This window comes from Kitasatospora phosalacinea, assembly GCF_000716545.1.
GTDB lineage: Bacteria > Actinomycetota > Actinomycetes > Streptomycetales > Streptomycetaceae > Kitasatospora > Kitasatospora phosalacinea.
On record NZ_JNWZ01000012.1, the window covers coordinates 55,152 to 70,986 of the forward strand.

Here is a 15,835-nt window from a genome sequence, read left to right on the forward strand (position 1 = left end):
CGGAGGGAGACCGAGGATGTTCATCGACGGAGCACTGCAGTCCGCCGCCCGGACCGTGGAGGTCCTGGACCGCTGGACCGGCGAGGTCGTTGGCGCGGTTCCCCGGGACGGGGCCGCGGAGGTGGAGGCCGCGGTCGCCGCACTGACCGCCCGCCGTCGGCCGCAACCCCCCGCGGAGCGGGCCGCGGTGCTCCGTGCCGCGGCCGACGCCCTGGAGGCGCGCACCGAGGAGTTCTCCCGCCTGATCACCGCCGAGTCGGGGGTCTGCCGGCGGGAGACCGTCCGCGAGGTGGCCCGGGCGGCGGCCAACCTCCGGGTCGCGGCCGCCGAGGCCGAACGGATCAGGGGGGAGTCCATCCCGCTGCCGGACGGCACCCGGCTGGCCTTCACCGTGCCCGAGCCCGTCGGCCTGGTCGCGGGCATCACCCCGTTCAACCGGCCGCTCAACCAGGTCGTGGTCAAGGCCGCCCCGGCCGTCGCGGCGGGCTGCGCCCTGCTGCTGAAGCCCTCGGAGAAGACCCCGCTGACCGCGCTGGCCTTCGCCGAACTGCTGATCGGCGCCGGGCTGCCGAAGGACGCCCTGGCGGTGCTCACCGGCGAACCCGGCGAACTGGGCCCGCTCGTCGCGGGCCACCCGGCCGTCGACCTGGTCACCTTCACCGGCAGCGTGGCGACCGGCCGCCTGGTCGCCGCCGCCGCGGCGGGCAAGCGCCAGCTGCTCGAACTCGGCGGCAACGACCCGCTGTTCGTCCTCCCGGACGCCGACCTGGAACGGGCCGCCCGGCTCGCCGCGGACGGCGCCTGCGCCACCGCGGGCCAGTCCTGCCGGGGCGTCAAGCGGATCCTGGTCTGGGAGCGGGTCGCCGACGAGTTCACCCGGCTGCTCGCCGACGCGGTCGCCGCCAAGCGCTGCGGCGACCCCCGCTCGCCCGACACCGAGGTCGGACCGCTGGTCACCGAGGCCGCCGCCGCCGAGGTCGAGCGCCGGGTGGCCGACGCCGTCGCGGCGGGCGCCCGGCTGCTCGTCGGCGGTGACCGGGAGGGCGCCCTGATGCGTCCGACCGTCCTGGACCGGGTGCCCGCCGACGCCGGACTCGTCCGCGAGGAGACCTTCGGCCCGGTGGCGCCCGTCCTGCGGGTCGGCTCGGTGGCGGAGGCCGTCGAGATCGCCAACGGCACCCCCTACGGGCTGCAGGCCGGCGTGCTCACCCGGGACGGCACCGCCTTCTGGGAGCTGGCCGGGGCCCTGCGGGTCGGCGCGGTCAACCTCGACGAGGGACCGCACTTCGATTCCCCGCACATCCCCTTCGGCGGGGTCAAGGCCAGCGGCGTGGGCCGGGAGGGCATCCGCTACGCGATCGCCGAGATGACCGTCGCCAAGACCGTCACCCTCCCGCACGGTGTGAGGAGCCAGCTGTGAAGCACTGCGTCGTGGTGGGCTACCACGAGACCGACATGTCCGGGGAGGAACTCGACCTCGCCCTGGAGCAGGGCGGCGACGACCTGCCCGCCCCGATCCGCAGCATGCTGCGGACCAAGATCACCCTGGGCGGCACCCACCACTCCTACCTGGACGCGCTCAGCCGGGTCCGCACCGAGCGGACCGGGGTGCCCGGCAGCTACACCGTGGCCGAGCTGCCCAGCCTGGGCACCCTCTACCTGGTCAACTACCTGGAGGAGCACGGCCATCCCACCGACTTCGTGAACAGCTTCACCTACGAGCGGGAGCGGCTGGCCAAGCTGCTGGCCGACGGCCCCGCCTCGGTGGCGATCACCACGACGTTCTACATGATGCCCGCGCCGGTGATCGAGATCATCCGCTTCGTCCGCCAGCACAACGCCACCGTGCCGATCATCGTGGGCGGGCCGCTGATCGACAACCACTGCCGGGAGGGCCGCGGCGAGAAGCTCTCGCGCTTCTTCGACCGGGTCGGCGCCGACTTCTACGTCTGGGAGTCGCAGGGCGAGGAGGCCCTGGCGGGCCTGGTCGGCGCCCTGGTCGAGGGCGCCTCGCCCGCCGCGGTGCCGAACGTCTTCGCCCGGGCCGACGGCGAGTGGAAGCTCGGCCGGAAGCGGCCGGAGAACAACGACCTCAACCGCGCCTCGGTGCGCTGGCACCGCTTCGGGGCGGACGTGCTCGGCCGCACCGTCTCCACCCGCACCGCGCGCAGCTGCGCCTTCAACTGCGCCTTCTGCGACTACCCGGAGCGGGCCGGCGCCCTCACCCTGGCCGACCTGTCCACGGTCGAACGGGAGTTGGAGGAGCTGGCCGAGCGCGGGGTGAAGCGGGTGGCCTTCATCGACGACACCTTCAACGTGCCGATGCGCCGCTTCAAGGACCTGTGCCGGATGATGGTGCGCCGCGACTTCGGCATCGAGTGGTTCTCCTACTTCCGCTGCGGCCACGCCCGCGAACCCGGCGTCTACGACCTGATGTACGACTCCGGCTGCCGGGGCGTCCTGCTCGGCATCGAGTCCGGCGACGACCAGGTGCTGCTCAACATGGACAAGCGCGCCACCACCGAGCACTACCGCTACGGCATCGAGCAGCTCAAGGCCCGCGGCATCTTCACCCACGCCTCGTTCGTGGTGGGCTTCCCGGGCGAGAGCCCGCGGACCGTGCGCAACACGATCGACTTCATCAACAACGCGGGCCCCGACACCTTCGCGGTCAACCACTGGTACTACCTGCACTCCACGCCGATCCACGTCCGGGCGCCGCAGTTCGACCTGACCGGCAACGGGTTCACCTGGTCGCACCGCACCATGGACTCCCGGCAGGCCCTGGAGGCGGCCGACGAGATCTTCGACTCGGTGCACGCGGCCTCCTGGATGCCGGTCAACGGCCTGGACTTCTGGGGCGTGCCCTACCTGCTCGGCAAGGGCATGAGCCGCGAACAGGTCGTCGAGTTCCTGGCCCTGGCGAAGCCGCTCACGACGGCCAACGTCGCCCGCTCCGGCCCGGAAGCGGCCGCCCGGGCCGAAGCCCGGTTCCGCAGTTTCGTCGGCGGCCTCCACCTGGAGCCCGCCCGCTACGACGCAGGAGGACAACGATGACCGAGCCCCGGGCCGAGCAGCCGGAGTACTTCCCCGAGGCGTTCCCCCGGGACGCCTTCCCCCGCTACGTGTGGGCCGAGGGCGACCGGCCGGCCGAACTCCCGCACGAGGTGTGGCTCTCGGAGACCACCCACCGCGACGGCCAGCAGGGCGGCCTCCCGCTGAACGCCGAACGCAGCTGCCGGATCTACGACATCCTCTGCGAGGTCACCGGCGGCTCCGGGGCGATCCGGCACGCCGAGTTCTTCCCGTACCGGGACTCGGACCGCAAGGCCCTGCTGTACGCCCTGGACCGGCACCGCGACGGCGCCCCGGTGGAGCCCACCACCTGGATCCGGGCCCGCCGCGAGGACGTGGAGCTGATCCAGAAGCTCGGCGTCACCGAGACCGGCCTGCTCAGCTCCTCCTCGGACTACCACACCTTCCACAAGTTCGGCGACGGCGGCCGCGAGGGCGCGGCCGCGATGTACCTGGAGGCCGTGCGGGTCGCGCTGGACCACGGCATCCGCCCGCGGGTCCACCTGGAGGACACCACCCGCTCCGACCCGGCCTTCGTCCAGCGCCTGGTGGAGGACGTGCTGCGGCTCGCCGACCGCTACCCGGCCGAACTGGCCCCGCGGTTCCGGATCTGCGACACCCTCGGCATCGGCCTGCCCTTCACCGACGTGGCGGCCCCCCGCTCCGTCCCGCGCTGGATCCGGCTGCTGCGCGGACTCGGACTGGCCCCGCACCAGATCGAGCTGCACCCGCACAACGACACCTGGATGGTGGTCGCCAACTGCGTCGCGGCGATCCGCGAAGGCTGCGGCGTCATCAGCGGCTGCACCCTGGGCACGGGCGAGCGCACCGGCAACGCCCCTCTGGAGGCGGTGCTCGTCCACCTGCTCGGCATGGGCTACTGGCCCGACGGCGGGGTCGACCTCACCGCGGTCAACAAGCTGGTCGAACTGTACGACGAGATCGGGGTCGGCCCCTCGCCGAAGTACCCGATCTTCGGCCGGGACGCCTACGTCACCAGGGCCGGCATCCACGCCGACGGCCTCAACAAGTTCTGGTGGATGTACGCCCCCTTCAACGCGCCCCTGCTGACCGGCCGCGAGCTGGACGTGGCGCTGACCAAGGACTCCGGCCAGGCGGGCCTGCTGTTCGTCCTGAACAAGCGGCTCGGCCTGGCCCTGGAGAAGAACGACCCCCGGCTGGCCCCGGTCCAGGCGTGGCTGGACGGGCAGTGGGAGGCCGGCCGGGTCTCGGCCGTCGACTGGAGCGAACTCGAACCGCTGGTGGCCCTGGCCCTCTCGGCGGCCCCGAACGGAGCATGAGGTGGAACGGAACGGAACGACCGCGGCGCCCGGCGGCACCTGCCCGGTGGTGGCCGCCTTCGACCGGCAGGCGGCGGACCGCGGCGAGCGGCCCGCCCTGGTGCTCGACCACGGCACGGTGGGCTTCGCGGAGCTCTCGGCCCGGGCCGACGCGGTCGCGGCCGCGCTCACCGAACGGGCCGGGGGCCGGCCGGGCGCCGTGCCGCTGCTGGTCCGGGACCCGGCCTGGATGCTCGCGTCCGCGCTCGGGGTGCTCCGCGCCGGCGGCCACTACGTGCCGCTGAACCCGGCCCACCCGGCCGCCCGCAACCGGGAGTTGCTGGGGCGCGTCGGCGCGCGGACCGCCGTCACCGACCAGGACGGCCCGCCCGCCGACCCCGCCGGGGTGGCCTGGGTCGGCACCGGCGCCCTGCGGCCCGGCCGGGAGGGCTTCACCGCCCTCGCCGCGGACCCCGACGACTGGGCGTACGTGCTCTACACCTCGGGCTCCACCGGCCGCCCCAAGGGGATCATGCAGCGCCGCTCCGACATGTGGCAGAACGTCGAACGGCACCGGGAGCTCGGCGTCGGCCCCGAGGACCGGGTCACCCTGATCAACGCCGACGGCTTCGTGGCGGCGGTGTCCAACCCGTTCACGGCGCTGCTCAACGGCGCCGCGCTGGTGCCGCACTCCTTCCAGCACGACGGCGTGCACGACCTGGTGCCCCGGCTGGACCGCCTCGGCGTCACCGTCTACTACTCCTTCCCGTCCTTCCTGCGCCAGGCCGCGACGGTCGCCGCGGGCCGGGCCGAACGGGTCAGGCTCGGCTACCTCGGCGGCGAACCGGTGCACCGGGACGACGTCCTGACGCTGCGCCGGGTCTTCCCGGCGGCGACCGCGGCGATCGGGCTGAACTCCACCGAGACCGGCCTCACCCGGCTGACCCTGATCCCGCCCGACCGGCCGGTGCCCGACCCGGTGCCGGTCGGCGGCCCGGTGCCCGGGGTCGAGACGGTGGTGGTGGACGAGGACGGCGGGACCGTCCCGGCGGGCGTCCCCGGCGGGATCACCGTCCGCAGCCCGCACGTGCGGCCGGTGCTGCTCGGCGAGGACGGCCCGGTCGACCTGACCACGGCCGTCCCGGGCCGGCCCGGCGTCCGCGAGTTCCGGACCGGCGACCGGGGGCGGATGGACGCCACCGGGCAACTGGTCCACCTGGGGCGCGGCGACGCCATGGTGAAGGTCCGCGGCTACCGGGTGGAGGTCTCCGAGGTGGAGGCCGCCGCGGCCGCCGTGCCGGGCGTCTCCGAGGCGGCGGTCGTCCCGTACGCGGCGGACGGCGGCGAGACCGAACTCGCGCTGTACGCCGTCCCCAAGGACCGGGCGCTCGACGCCGCGGCGCTGCGCGGGGAGCTGGCGGCCCTGCTGCCGGCCGCCCTGGTGCCGACCGCGGTGGTGCTGCTGGCGGAGATGCCCAGGACGGGCAACGGCAAGGTCGACCGCGGCGCGCTGCCCGCCCCGGTCGCGCCCGCCGCCGCCCCCGCCGCCGCTCAGGTCGCGCCCGGTCCGGCCGCGCCGGTGGGCGACGCGGCCGGGGCGGATGACGTGGAAGGGCGGATCGCGGCGGTCTGGTGCGAGATCCTGGGCCTCGCGCGGGTGGCCGAGGGCGAGGACTTCTTCTCGCTCGGCGGTACCTCGATCTCGGCCCTGCGCGTGGTCTCGCGGATCCGCCAGGAGTTCGGCGTCCCGCTGCGCCTGGCGGCGATCTTCGAGACGCCGACGGTACGGGACCTGGCCGCCGCGGTCCGCACGGGCCCCGGCGCGGGAACCGGGCAGTGAGCCCAGAAACGGAAAGAGGAACAGCACGGTGAGCACCCCCGAGCAGCGCGAAGGAGTCCGGCTCGCCCGGGCCGAGGACCTCCCCGCGGTCTGCGAGATCGTCAACTTCTACATCCGCACCAGCACGGTGAACTTCCGCACCAGCCCGCAGCTCCCCGAGGAGTGGGAACAGGACTGGGCCGCGCACCGCGAGCGCTACCCCTGGTACGTCGCGCTGGTCGGCGGCGAGGTCGCCGGGATCGCCTACGCGGCCCCCTGGAAGGCCCGCAACGCCTACGACTGGACCACCGAGACCACGGTCTACGTGAGCGACCGGCACCGCGGCCGGGGCCTCGGCTCGGCGCTGTACGAGCGGTTGCTCAAGACCCTGGAGGCGCAGGGCTACCGGAGCGCGATGGCCGTCGTGTCGCTGCCCAACGAGGGCAGCGTCGCGCTGCACGAGGCGTTCGGCTTCGAGTCCGTCGGACGCATCCACGCGGCGGGCCACAAGCTCGGCGGCTGGCACGACATCGGCTTCTGGCAGCGCCGCTTCGTCCTGGACGAGGACGCGCCGGGCCCGATCACCCCCCTCGCCGACCTGTCGACGGAGGCCCCGTGACCTCGGCCGAACTGGCACTGGTGCACGAACTGATAGCCCTCAACGGGCACACCCGCCGGGGCGGGGTCGAGGAGCGGCGGCTCTCCTACGACCTGGCGCAGCAGGCGTTCGGCGACCTCGGGGCACCGCCCGGCGAGCCGGTCGACGCGGGGGGCTGCCCGGCCGAGTGGGTCCGTCCGGCGGACCCCGGCGGCCCGGTGCTGCTCTACCTGCACGGCGGCTCCTACGCGCTCGGCTCCATCGCCTCGCACCGGCACCTGTCCGCGGCGCTCGGCGCCGCGGCCGGGGCGGGCGTGCTCGCCCTGCACTACCGCCGGCCCCCGGAGTCGCCGTTCCCGGCGGCGGTCGAGGACGCCGCGAACGCCTACCGGTGGCTGCTGGCCCGGGGCTTCCCGAGCGGGCGGATCACCTTCGCGGGCGACTCGGCCGGGGCCGGCCTGGCGGTGGCGGCGCTGCTGCGGCTGCGGGCGGCGGGCGAGCCGCTGCCTGCGGCGGTGGCCTGCTTCTCCCCGTGGGCCGACCTCGGCTGCACCTTCCCCGCGCACCGCGAACGCGCGGGGCGCGACCCGCTGCTGGACAGCGCCGACCTGCGGCGGATGGCCGGCCTGTACCTGGACGGCACCGACCCGCGCGATCCGCTGGCCTCCCCGGCCTTCGCCGACCTCACCGGGCTGCCGCCGATGCTGATCCAGGTCGGCAGCGAGGAGGTGCTCTGGGACGACGCCCGCGCCCTGGAGCGGGCCGCGCTCGCCGCCGGGGTGGACGTCCGGTTCGAGGAGTGGGCGGGGATGTTCCACGTCTGGCACTGGTACCACCCGGTGCTGCCGGAGGGCCGCGCGGCGGTGGCGGCCGCCGGGGCGTTCCTGGCCCGGGCCGCCGGAGCGGAGGAGCGGACGTGAGCCGGTGGATCCAGCGGACCGGCGCCCCGGACGCGGTGGCCCGGGTGGTGTGCGCCGGCCGGGCGGGCGGCAGCGCCCGGGACTTCGACGGCTGGCGGGCGGTCCTCGGGCCGCTGGTCGAGACGGCGGCCGTCCAACTCCCCGGCCGCCTGGACCGGTTCACCGAGCCCCCGGTCGGCGACCTGCCGGAGATCGCCGGGCAGGTCGCCGCGGCGGTCACCGCCCTGGAGCCGCTGCCCTACGTCCTGTTCGGCGACTGCATGGGCGCGCTGGTCGCCTTCGAGACCGCCCGCGCGCTCCGCCGCTCCGGCGCCCCGGCCCCGGCGGCGCTGGTGGTCGCGTCCTACCCGGCCCCGCACCGCATCCGCACCGAACGCCCCTACCACGACGCCCCGGCGGCCGAGTTGAAGCGGCGGCTGTACGAGGTCGGCGGGGTCCCCCCGGTGGCGCTCGCCGACGACGAGCTCTTCGAGCTGCTGCTGCCCGTCCTGCGGGCCGACTTCGCGGCCTTCGAACGCTACCGCTACGTCGAGGAGGAACCGTTGGGGATACCGGTCCACGCGGTGGTCGGGGCGGACGACCTGTACGTCCCGCTCGCCGCCGTCCGGGAGTGGAGCGAACACGTCGGCCCCGACGGGGAGTTCACCGCCCGGACCTTCCCCGGCGGCCACTTCTTCCTCCGGGAGGGCGACGAGCCCGCCGCGTGGGTGCGCGGGCTGGCGCTGGCCGCGGCCGGGGGCCCGCGGTGAACCCCGGCCGGTGGCTGCGCCGCCTGCGCCGGGACGACCGACCCGCCCTGCGCCTGCTGTGCTTCCCGCACGCGGGCGCGGGCGCGGGGGTCTTCCAGCCGTGGGGGCGGCTCTGCCCGGACCGCACCGAGCTGTGGGCGGTGCGCTACCCGGGCCGCGAGGACCGGTTGGCCGAGCCCTTCGCCACCGACCTCGCCGAGCTCGCCGACCACGCGGCCGGCGCGGCGGCCACCCTCACGGACGTCCCGCTCGTGCTGTTCGGCCACAGCATGGGGGCGGTGCTGGCGTACGAGGTCGCGCTGCGGCTGGAGGCGGCCGGGGCCGGGCAGTTGCACGGGCTGGTGCTCTCGGCCGGGGACGGCCCCGGCGGCGGGCCGCCCGCCGGGCTGCACCTGCTGTCCGACGACGACCTGGTCGGCCGGACCGCCCGGATGGGCGTGCAGCCCTACGCCGAGGCGTACCGGGACCCCGAGCTGCGGGAGATCCTGCTGCCGGTGCTGCGGGACGACTGCCGGCTGCTGGAGTCGCACCCCAGGCCCGTGCCCCCGGCGCGGGTCCACGTGCCGGTGCTCGCCTGCGCGGGCCTGGACGACCCGGCCTGCCCGCCCGCGGCGATGGCGTCCTGGGAGGCCGTCGCGGCGGGCGGGTTCCGGCTGCGGGAGTTCCCCGGCAGCCACTTCCACCCCTTCGACCGCCCCGACCGGGTGCTCGCCGCGGTCCTCTCCACCTTCCCCGTCCCCCGCCGCGGCCCGGCCGCGCCCGCACCGGATCGAGCGACCCCATGAGCGGACCCACGCCCGAAGCACCGGCGGCCCGGGACGCGGCGCCCCCGGCCGAACCCGGACCGCCCGCCCGGCCGGTGCGGCAGCTGCTGGCCGCCGGCGCCGGCCACTTCGTCGAGGCGTACGACTGGTACCTGTACGGCTACTTGGCGGTCTACTTCGCCGCCCGGGTGTTCCCCTCCTCCAGCGGCGACTCGCTGGTGCCGCTGCTGGACAGCTTCGCGGTCTTCGCGCTGGCCTTCGCGGCCCGCCCGATCGGGGCGCTGGTGATGGGCCGGTACGCCGACCGGTCGGGCCGGCGGGCCACCCTCACCGTGACCATCTCCCTGATGGGACTGGGCAGTCTGCTGATGGGCCTGGCCCCGGACTACCGGTCGGCCGGGCTGCTCGCCCCGCTGCTGGTGGTGGTCGGCCGGCTGCTCCAGGGCTTCTCGCTGGGCGGCGAGTACGCCGCCGCCTCGGTCTTCCTGCTGGAGTCCGCCCGGCCGGACCGCCGCGCCCTGTTCACCAGCTTCCAGTACGTCGCCGCGACGGCCGGGCACATCGTCGCCGGGCTGCTGGTGGTGGCCGCCGCCCACGCCACCGACGACTCGATGGGGACGTGGGGCTGGCGGCTCCCGCTGATCGCCGGGGCGCTGCTCAGCGCGGTCGGGCTCTGGCTGCGCCGGGGCGCGCGGGAGACCCACCGGGCGGTGCCGGAGGCCCGGCGCCCGGCCCCCGGCGGGATGTTCGCCGGCGTCCGCCGCTACCCCGTCGCGTCCCTGCTGGTCTTCGGGCTCACCGTCGGCGGCACGGTCGGCTACTACGTGTGGACCTCCTTCCTCCCGGTCTACGCCCAGCTGACCGTGCACGCCGACAAGGCCGACGCGGTCCTGTCCGGGACGCTGTCCCTGGTCGTGTTCGGAGTGCTGCAGCCCTTCGCCGGAGCGCTCTCGGACCGGATCGGCCGGCGCCCCATGCTGGTGGCCTTCGGCGTGCTGTCGGTGTTCGGCACCGTCCCGCTGCTCGGGATGCTCTCGGGGAGCTTCTGGAACCTGGTGCTGGTCCAGAGCCTCGGCATGCTGGCGGTCACCCCGTACACCGCGGTCGCCGGGGCCGCCGTCGCGGAGCTCTTCCCCGCCGACTACCGGGCCCGGGGCACCGGCCTCCCGTACGCGGCCGCGGTGGCGCTGTTCGGCGGGACCGCGCCGTACGTCGGGACGTGGTTCAAGGCCGCCGGGAGGACGGACGCCTTCCCCTGGTACATCGCGGTGCTGGGCGGCGTCACCGCGGTGACCGCCCTGTTGGCACGAGATCTGGACCGTGCCCCGGAGCCCGCCGCGGACCCGGTCCGGACACTGAACTGATGCCCCATCTTCCGGTTGACGCAAGGTAGTTCGCCCTCCTACCCTCGGTGGATCCGGAGATGCCGCCGAATCTGACGGCCCGTGGTGCGCCAGTGTCGTCGCGCCCTCCGCCGCCAGGCACGAGGGGGGTATGCATGAAGACGGAGGAAGGCACCGCGTACGCGCTCTTCCGCGCGATTGCTTCCGGGGACGTGCGGTCGAGGCCCTCGGCCCTCAGCCGTCTCAAGCTGACGGACGGCGAGTTCGACCGCGCCGTCGACTGGCTGGTCGACGCCGGCCTGCTGGTGCCCCCGCGCGAACCCGGGCGGTTCCCCGCCGCGGTCTCCGCGGACGTCGCCGCCGCCCGGCTGGCCGCCGTGCAGCTCGACGGCGTCCTGGAGCGGGTCGACCAGCTGCGCGAGCTCCACCTCACCCTGGAGTCGCTGGTGTCCGCCCCGCGCCGGTGCGACGGTGACGCGCGGGTCAGGACCCTGGTCGGCGAGAGCACCATCGCGGAGGCGCTCGACCGGGTCTCGCTGACCGCGCACCAGGAGATCCTCTCCATGCACCCCGGCGTGCCGCTGCGTCCCCAGCAGTTGGAGGACAGCATGGAGCGCAACCGCCGGGCGATCGCCCGCGGGGTGCAGATGCGCGCCATCCACATCGAGGCGATGGAGCGGGTCGCGCACGGGGTGATCCACCTGCGCAGCCTCCAGGACGCGGGCCTGGAGGTCCGGTTGGCGGCGATCCTGCCGTTCCGGATGATCCTGGTCGACCGGTTCGTGGCGTTCCTCTCCACCACCTCGCGCGACAACGAGATCGCCGCGCTGGAGATCACCGACCGGGACCTGTGCGCGAGCCTGCACGCGCTCTTCGACTACTGCTGGATCACCGCCGTGAGTCCGACCAGCACGGTCGCCGCGCCGGACGAGGTCACCCTGTCCAAGCGAGAGCTGGTGATCCTGCGGATGTACGCCAGCGGGCTGAAGGACGCGGCGGTCGCCCGCTCGCTCGGGGTGTCCGCGCGGACCCTGCGCCGGGTCACCTCCGAGATGATGGAGAAGCTCGGCGCCGAGAGCCGCTTCCAGGCCGGGGTGAAGGCGATCGAGCTCGGCCTGCTGGGCGACTCCGTCGAAGCCCTGGAGTCCCACCACGACTGAACCGGGGCCGCCCCCGTCAGCCCCGGTCGGCCAGCAGGGTGCCCGGGCTGAGCAGCCAGGCGGGGTCCAGCGCCGTCTTCACGGCGCGCATGGCGGCGATCTCGGCGGCGGACCGGCCGAGGTGCAGGTAACGGGCCTTGGCGCGGCCGATCCCGTGCTCGGCGCTGATGCTGCCGCCCGCGTCGGCGACCCGGCGCAGGACCGCCAGGGAGACGGCGTCCTCGTCCTCCGGGGCCGTACCGAGCAGGTTGACGTGCACGTTGCCCTCGGCCAGGTGCCCGAACAGGTACGGGCGGGCGCGGCCGTCGAGCAGCCCCGGCAGGGCGGCGGCGAAGCCGGGCAGTTCGGCGAGCGGGAGGGTGACGTCGAGCTTCAGCGGCGTCCCGGCCGCGTTGAGCGCCTCGGTGTGCCGCTCCCGGTACGCGGCCAGGCGGTGCCGGTCCACGGCGTCCAGGGCGACGGCGGCGTCCCGCACGTCCGCGCCCTCCAGCGCCTCGGCGAGCTCGTCCGCCGGGTCGTGCCGGGCCGCGCACTCGACCAGCAGGTACACCGGGTGCGCGGCGCGGAAGGGGGCGGGCAGCCCGGTGTGCTCCAGCACCAGGGCCAGGCCCTCGGCGGTGAAGAACTCGGCCAGTTCCAGCGAGTCGATCCGGCGCAGCCGGGTCACCAGGGCGGTGGCCGCCGCGAGCGAGTCGACGGCCAGCAGTGCGGCCACCCGGTGCCCGGGTCGCGGCACCAGGCGCAGCCGGGCCGCGGTGAGCACGGCGAGGGTGCCCTCGCTGCCGACCAGCAGGCCGGTGAGGTCGTAGCCGGTGTTGTCCTTGGGCAGGCCGGCCAGCCGGTCCAGGACGGTGCCGTCGGCCAGCACCGCCTCCAGGCCCGCCACGTTGGCCCGGGTGGTCCCGTACCGCAGGACGCGTTCGCCGCCCGCGTTGGTGGCGATCATGCCGCCCAGGGTGGCCGAGTCCCGGGACGCCAGGTCGACGCCGAACTCCCAACCCCGGGGCCGGAGTCGACCCTGCAGGGCGGAGAGCGTCAGGCCGGCGCCGACGGTGATCCTCCGGGCGTCGGGGTCGATCGGGCCGGCGCCGTCGAGCCGCCGCAGCGACAGCACGACCTGGTCGCCCGCGGCGGTGGGCACCGAACCGCCGACCAGGCCGGTGTTGCCGCCCTGGGGGAGGACCGGGGCCTCGGCCTCCCGGCAGATCCGGAGCACCTCGACGACCTGGGCGGTGTCGGCGGGCCGGACCACCAGCCGGGCCCGGCCGGTGTAGCGGCCGGTGAAGTCGGTTTCGTAGGGGGCCCGCAGGCCGGCGTCCGCCAGGACGTGCGTCGGGCCGACCACCGCGGCCAAGTGCCTGGCGAGCCGCTCGGCGTCCATCGAGTGCTTCCTTCCGGGAGGGGACCCGCAGTGGCGGCGAGCGTATACCCGGCCGCCCGGCCGCGTCGTGCGACCGCGGGGGCACGGCGTTCGCATGCGCCGGGCAACGACCCACCCGGGCCGACGGGCAGGAGATCCGGACGGAACCGCCTAGTCGGCCGCGATGACGTCCACCCCGCGCCAGAAGGCGACCCGGTCGCGGACGTGCTCGGCTTCCGGCTTCGGCTCCGGGTAGTACCAGGCGGCGTCCGGGTTCTCGGCGCCCCCCACCGAGACCGTCCAGTAACGGGCGGTGCCCTTCCAGGAGCAGACCGTCGTGGTGTCGCTGGGAACGAAGAACTCCCGGTTCAGTGCCTCCGGCGGGAAGTAGTGGTTGCCCTCCACCACCACCGTGTGCTCGGACTCGGCCAGCACCGCACCGTTCCACACCGCGCGCACCATTCGTCCTACCGCCTTCCCCGCTCCGCCGGTACCGCTCCGTCCCTCCGTCAACTCCCGGCACGGCCGGGGTGTTCCGCCCGCGGACCACCGACCGGGCCCCGCGCCTGCCGCCGCCACCGACCGTACCGACGACGCGGACCGGCCGGGTGCCTCGGCCCCGGGGCCGTCACCGCTCGGCCGCTACCTCGGGAGGGCGCCGTCCAGGTAGGGGGACCGGTCCCGGGGTCCGCTTCGCGGCGTGGCCGACGACGGCCGTCTCGACGTGGGTGATGCCCAGACCCGTCAAGTCCCGGGAGAGGAAGCCGTAGAGCGCCTCCAGGTCCGGGAAGTACGCGGCGGCGTGCAGGTTCGACGGCCCGGAGGTGGCGAAGGCGCCGTGCACCGCCGGGTGGGCGGCCAGTGCCCGGCCGGTGGCGTCCAGGTGGTCCGGGGCCACCCGGAGCAGGAACTTGGCCTCGATCGGCAGCCCGAGCCGGCGGGGGTCGACCACGACCTGGGTGACCAGCCGCCCCTCGGCCGCCATCCGGGCCAGCCGTCGGCGCACCGTGCTCTCGGGGTGGCCGCACCGGGCGGCGAGGGCCGCCGCGGGCATCCGGGCGTCGGGGGCGAGGGCGTCCAGCAGGCACTGCTCCAGCGCGTCGGCCTCGATCCCGTACGGGCCCGGGGAGGGCGCGGCCGCCGGTGCCGGGTCGAGCGGGGTGAGCGCCGCCCGTTCGGCCGGGTCGAGCACCTGGTGGCGCCACTCCGAGGTGAGCCGGAACACGTGCAGGATCGTCGCGCTCTCCCAGGACTCCACCGCGCTGGTGGCGGGCAGTTGACGGAACACCAGCCGGTCCCGCGACCCCGGCTCGGTGCGGGCGACCGCGAAGACCTCGTCGCCCGCGGTGGTGACGTCGATGAACGGGATGTCCTCGCGGGCGGCGAGCGCGGCCACGATCTGGTCCAGCCGGCCGCGCAGCACCCGGATCCGCAGGAACAGCGCCCCGGCGGAGCCGCCCCGGCGCGGACGCGCCACCGGGGAGACCACCACCCGCAGGGTGCCGTCCGCGGTGAGCGCGTGCAGCCGGCGGCGGACGGCCGCGGCGCCCAGCCCGAGCACCCCGGCCGCCCGCTCCGCGGTCACCCGGCCGTCGCACTGCAGCGCCGCCACCAGCCGCTGGTCGGTGGCGCCCAGTACCGAATCCGTCGATCCACGTGCCATGGGGAAGAGTTTCGCCCATTCCGGAGTCCGGCGGGGCCCGTTCCCGGCGCCGGGGCCGAACGATGGAACCCGTCCCGCCGCACCGCCCCGCCCGGGCGCCCGACGGGCCGGACCGAGGCACCCGCCCCGGCCCGTCCGGCTCCGATCCGCCCAGGAGGCAACCGTGCCCGCTCTCGGACAACGGACAGCAGCGCGCTTCACCAGCGGCGACACCACGTGCGCCGCCTGGCACTACCCGGGGACCAACGGCGGCTGCGTGGTCATGGCCGGCGGCACCTCGGTGACCAAGGAACCGGCCACCGACCTGTTCGCCGCCAGGTTCCACGCGGCCGGCTCCTCGGTGCTCGCCTTCGACCACCGGCGCTTCGGCGCCAGCGGGGGGACGCCCCGCCAGGTCGTCCGCGTCGACGAGCAGCTCGCGGACTGGGACGCCGCCGTCGCCCATGCGGCCCGGCTGCCCGAGGTCGACCCGGACCGGATCGCGGTCTGGGGCTTCTCGCTCGCGGGCGGCCACGTCCTGCGCGTCGCGGCCGACCATCCGGGGCTGGGCGCGGCGATCGCCCAGACCCCGCTGGCCGACGCCCGGGCGGTCGCCCCGCACGCCCTGCGCTCGATGACCCCGCTCGCCGCCCTGCGCCTGCTCGGCCTGGCCGTCGCGGACCTGCTCGGCGGGCTCGCCGGGCGGCCGCCGCTGCTCGTCCCGACCGCCGGGCCGCGCGGCACGGTCGCCTCGCTGACCACGGCCGACGCGGCGGACGGCGACCGGGCCCTGGACCCCGACGGCCGCCACACCGACTGGGAGCGCACCGTCGCCGCCCGGATCGCCCTGCAGATCGGCGGCTACCGGCCCGGCCGGGCGGCCGACCGGATCCGCTGCCCCCTGCTGGTCGTCGTCTGCGACCAGGACAGCAGCGCCCTGCCCGGGCCGGCCCTCCGCGCGGCCCGGGCCGTGCCGCACGCCGAGGTCCTCCGCCTGCCCGGCAGCCACTACGCCCCGTTCCTGGCGGCGCACGAACCGGCCGTGCGGGCCCAGATCGCCTTCCTGGAAAGGGAGTTGACCCCAACCAAGGCGGCCTGAGGACACCCTGCGCACGGCGCGGGCCC

At 75.5% G+C, this 15,835-nt stretch carries 14 protein-coding genes; 11 read left to right on the top strand and 3 right to left on the bottom strand.

The annotated features are described in order from the left end of the window. The first annotated feature begins 16 nt into the window (after nt 1-16). From OO48_RS08035 to OO48_RS08080, 10 genes are all read left to right on the top strand, one after another. Nucleotides 17-1,420 carry an aldehyde dehydrogenase family protein gene (locus OO48_RS08035; protein ID WP_033213692.1) on the top strand — a complete coding sequence of 468 codons (1,404 nt, stop codon included), beginning with the start codon at nt 17-19 and terminating at the stop codon, nt 1,418-1,420. Continuing rightward, nucleotides 1,417-3,057, top strand: coding sequence for a PhpK family radical SAM P-methyltransferase (locus OO48_RS08040; RefSeq protein WP_033213693.1), 1,641 nt, complete (start codon nt 1,417-1,419; stop codon nt 3,055-3,057). The genes OO48_RS08035 and OO48_RS08040 overlap by 4 nt, the downstream gene beginning before the upstream one ends. Beyond that, nucleotides 3,054-4,376: a beta/alpha barrel domain-containing protein gene (locus tag OO48_RS08045; RefSeq protein ID WP_051731876.1), complete on the top strand. Its 1,323-nt coding sequence runs from the start codon at nt 3,054-3,056 to the stop codon at nt 4,374-4,376. The genes OO48_RS08040 and OO48_RS08045 overlap by 4 nt, the downstream gene beginning before the upstream one ends. 1 nt (nt 4,377) lies before the next feature. Next, nucleotides 4,378-6,195: an AMP-binding protein gene (locus OO48_RS08050; RefSeq protein WP_051731877.1), complete on the top strand. Its 1,818-nt coding sequence runs from the start codon at nt 4,378-4,380 to the stop codon at nt 6,193-6,195. A gap of 28 nt (nt 6,196-6,223) precedes the next feature. Then, the gene (gene pat, locus OO48_RS08055; protein ID WP_033213694.1) at nt 6,224-6,793 is read left to right on the top strand and encodes a phosphinothricin N-acetyltransferase; all 570 of its coding nucleotides are present in this window, start codon (nt 6,224-6,226) and stop codon (nt 6,791-6,793) included. After that, complete coding sequence (locus OO48_RS08060) at nt 6,790-7,692, top strand: alpha/beta hydrolase fold domain-containing protein (protein WP_033213695.1); 903 nt, start codon at nt 6,790-6,792, stop codon at nt 7,690-7,692. The genes pat and OO48_RS08060 overlap by 4 nt, the downstream gene beginning before the upstream one ends. Continuing rightward, nucleotides 7,689-8,441, top strand: coding sequence for a thioesterase II family protein (locus OO48_RS08065; protein WP_033213696.1), 753 nt, complete (start codon nt 7,689-7,691; stop codon nt 8,439-8,441). Before OO48_RS08060 ends, OO48_RS08065 begins: the two co-directional genes overlap by 4 nt. Next, complete coding sequence (locus OO48_RS08070) at nt 8,438-9,226, top strand: thioesterase II family protein (protein ID WP_157845398.1); 789 nt, start codon at nt 8,438-8,440, stop codon at nt 9,224-9,226. The genes OO48_RS08065 and OO48_RS08070 overlap by 4 nt, the downstream gene beginning before the upstream one ends. Continuing rightward, nucleotides 9,223-10,569, top strand: a complete 1,347-nt coding sequence (locus tag OO48_RS08075; RefSeq protein WP_051731879.1) for an MFS transporter — start codon at nt 9,223-9,225, stop codon at nt 10,567-10,569. The genes OO48_RS08070 and OO48_RS08075 overlap by 4 nt, the downstream gene beginning before the upstream one ends. A 134-nt stretch (nt 10,570-10,703) precedes the next feature. After that, the gene (locus OO48_RS08080) at nt 10,704-11,708 is read left to right on the top strand and encodes a helix-turn-helix transcriptional regulator (protein WP_051731880.1); all 1,005 of its coding nucleotides are present in this window, start codon (nt 10,704-10,706) and stop codon (nt 11,706-11,708) included. A gap of 16 nt (nt 11,709-11,724) precedes the next feature. Here OO48_RS08080 and OO48_RS08085 read toward each other — a convergent pair whose 3' ends face one another. From OO48_RS08085 to OO48_RS08095, 3 genes are all read right to left on the bottom strand, one after another. Then, nucleotides 11,725-13,089: an FAD-binding oxidoreductase gene (locus OO48_RS08085; protein ID WP_033213697.1), complete on the bottom strand. Its 1,365-nt coding sequence runs from the start codon at nt 13,087-13,089 to the stop codon at nt 11,725-11,727. Nucleotides 13,090-13,239: 150 nt separating this feature from the next. Further along, entirely contained in the window at nt 13,240-13,530 is a 291-nt protein-coding gene (locus tag OO48_RS08090) for a DUF427 domain-containing protein (RefSeq protein ID WP_033213698.1), read from the bottom strand. 166 nt (nt 13,531-13,696) lie between these two features. Continuing rightward, nucleotides 13,697-14,731: an Lrp/AsnC family transcriptional regulator gene (locus OO48_RS08095; protein ID WP_051731881.1), complete on the bottom strand. Its 1,035-nt coding sequence runs from the start codon at nt 14,729-14,731 to the stop codon at nt 13,697-13,699. Between OO48_RS08095 and OO48_RS08100 the strand changes: the two genes are divergently transcribed. Further along, the gene (locus OO48_RS08100) at nt 14,730-15,809 is read left to right on the top strand and encodes an alpha/beta hydrolase (RefSeq protein ID WP_081951988.1); all 1,080 of its coding nucleotides are present in this window, start codon (nt 14,730-14,732) and stop codon (nt 15,807-15,809) included. The two genes, OO48_RS08095 and OO48_RS08100, sit on opposite strands and share 2 nt — an antisense overlap. Nucleotides 15,810-15,835 lie beyond the last annotated feature (26 nt).

Bases quoted from the DNA above. Each gene is read 5' to 3' on its own strand.
- OO48_RS08035 (WP_033213692.1), top strand. From the start codon at position 17: ATGTTCATCGACGGAGCACTGCAGTCCGCCGCCCGGACCGTGGAGGTC.
- OO48_RS08045 (WP_051731876.1), top strand. From the start codon at position 3,054: ATGACCGAGCCCCGGGCCGAGCAGCCGGAGTACTTCCCCGAGGCGTTC.
- OO48_RS08075 (WP_051731879.1), top strand. From the start codon at position 9,223: ATGAGCGGACCCACGCCCGAAGCACCGGCGGCCCGGGACGCGGCGCCC.
- OO48_RS08080 (WP_051731880.1), top strand. From the start codon at position 10,704: ATGAAGACGGAGGAAGGCACCGCGTACGCGCTCTTCCGCGCGATTGCT.
- OO48_RS08085 (WP_033213697.1), bottom strand. From the start codon at position 13,089: ATGGACGCCGAGCGGCTCGCCAGGCACTTGGCCGCGGTGGTCGGCCCG.
- OO48_RS08090 (WP_033213698.1), bottom strand. From the start codon at position 13,530: ATGGTGCGCGCGGTGTGGAACGGTGCGGTGCTGGCCGAGTCCGAGCAC.
- OO48_RS08100 (WP_081951988.1), top strand. From the start codon at position 14,730: ATGGGGAAGAGTTTCGCCCATTCCGGAGTCCGGCGGGGCCCGTTCCCG.
- OO48_RS08095 (WP_051731881.1), bottom strand. From the start codon at position 14,731: ATGGCACGTGGATCGACGGATTCGGTACTGGGCGCCACCGACCAGCGG.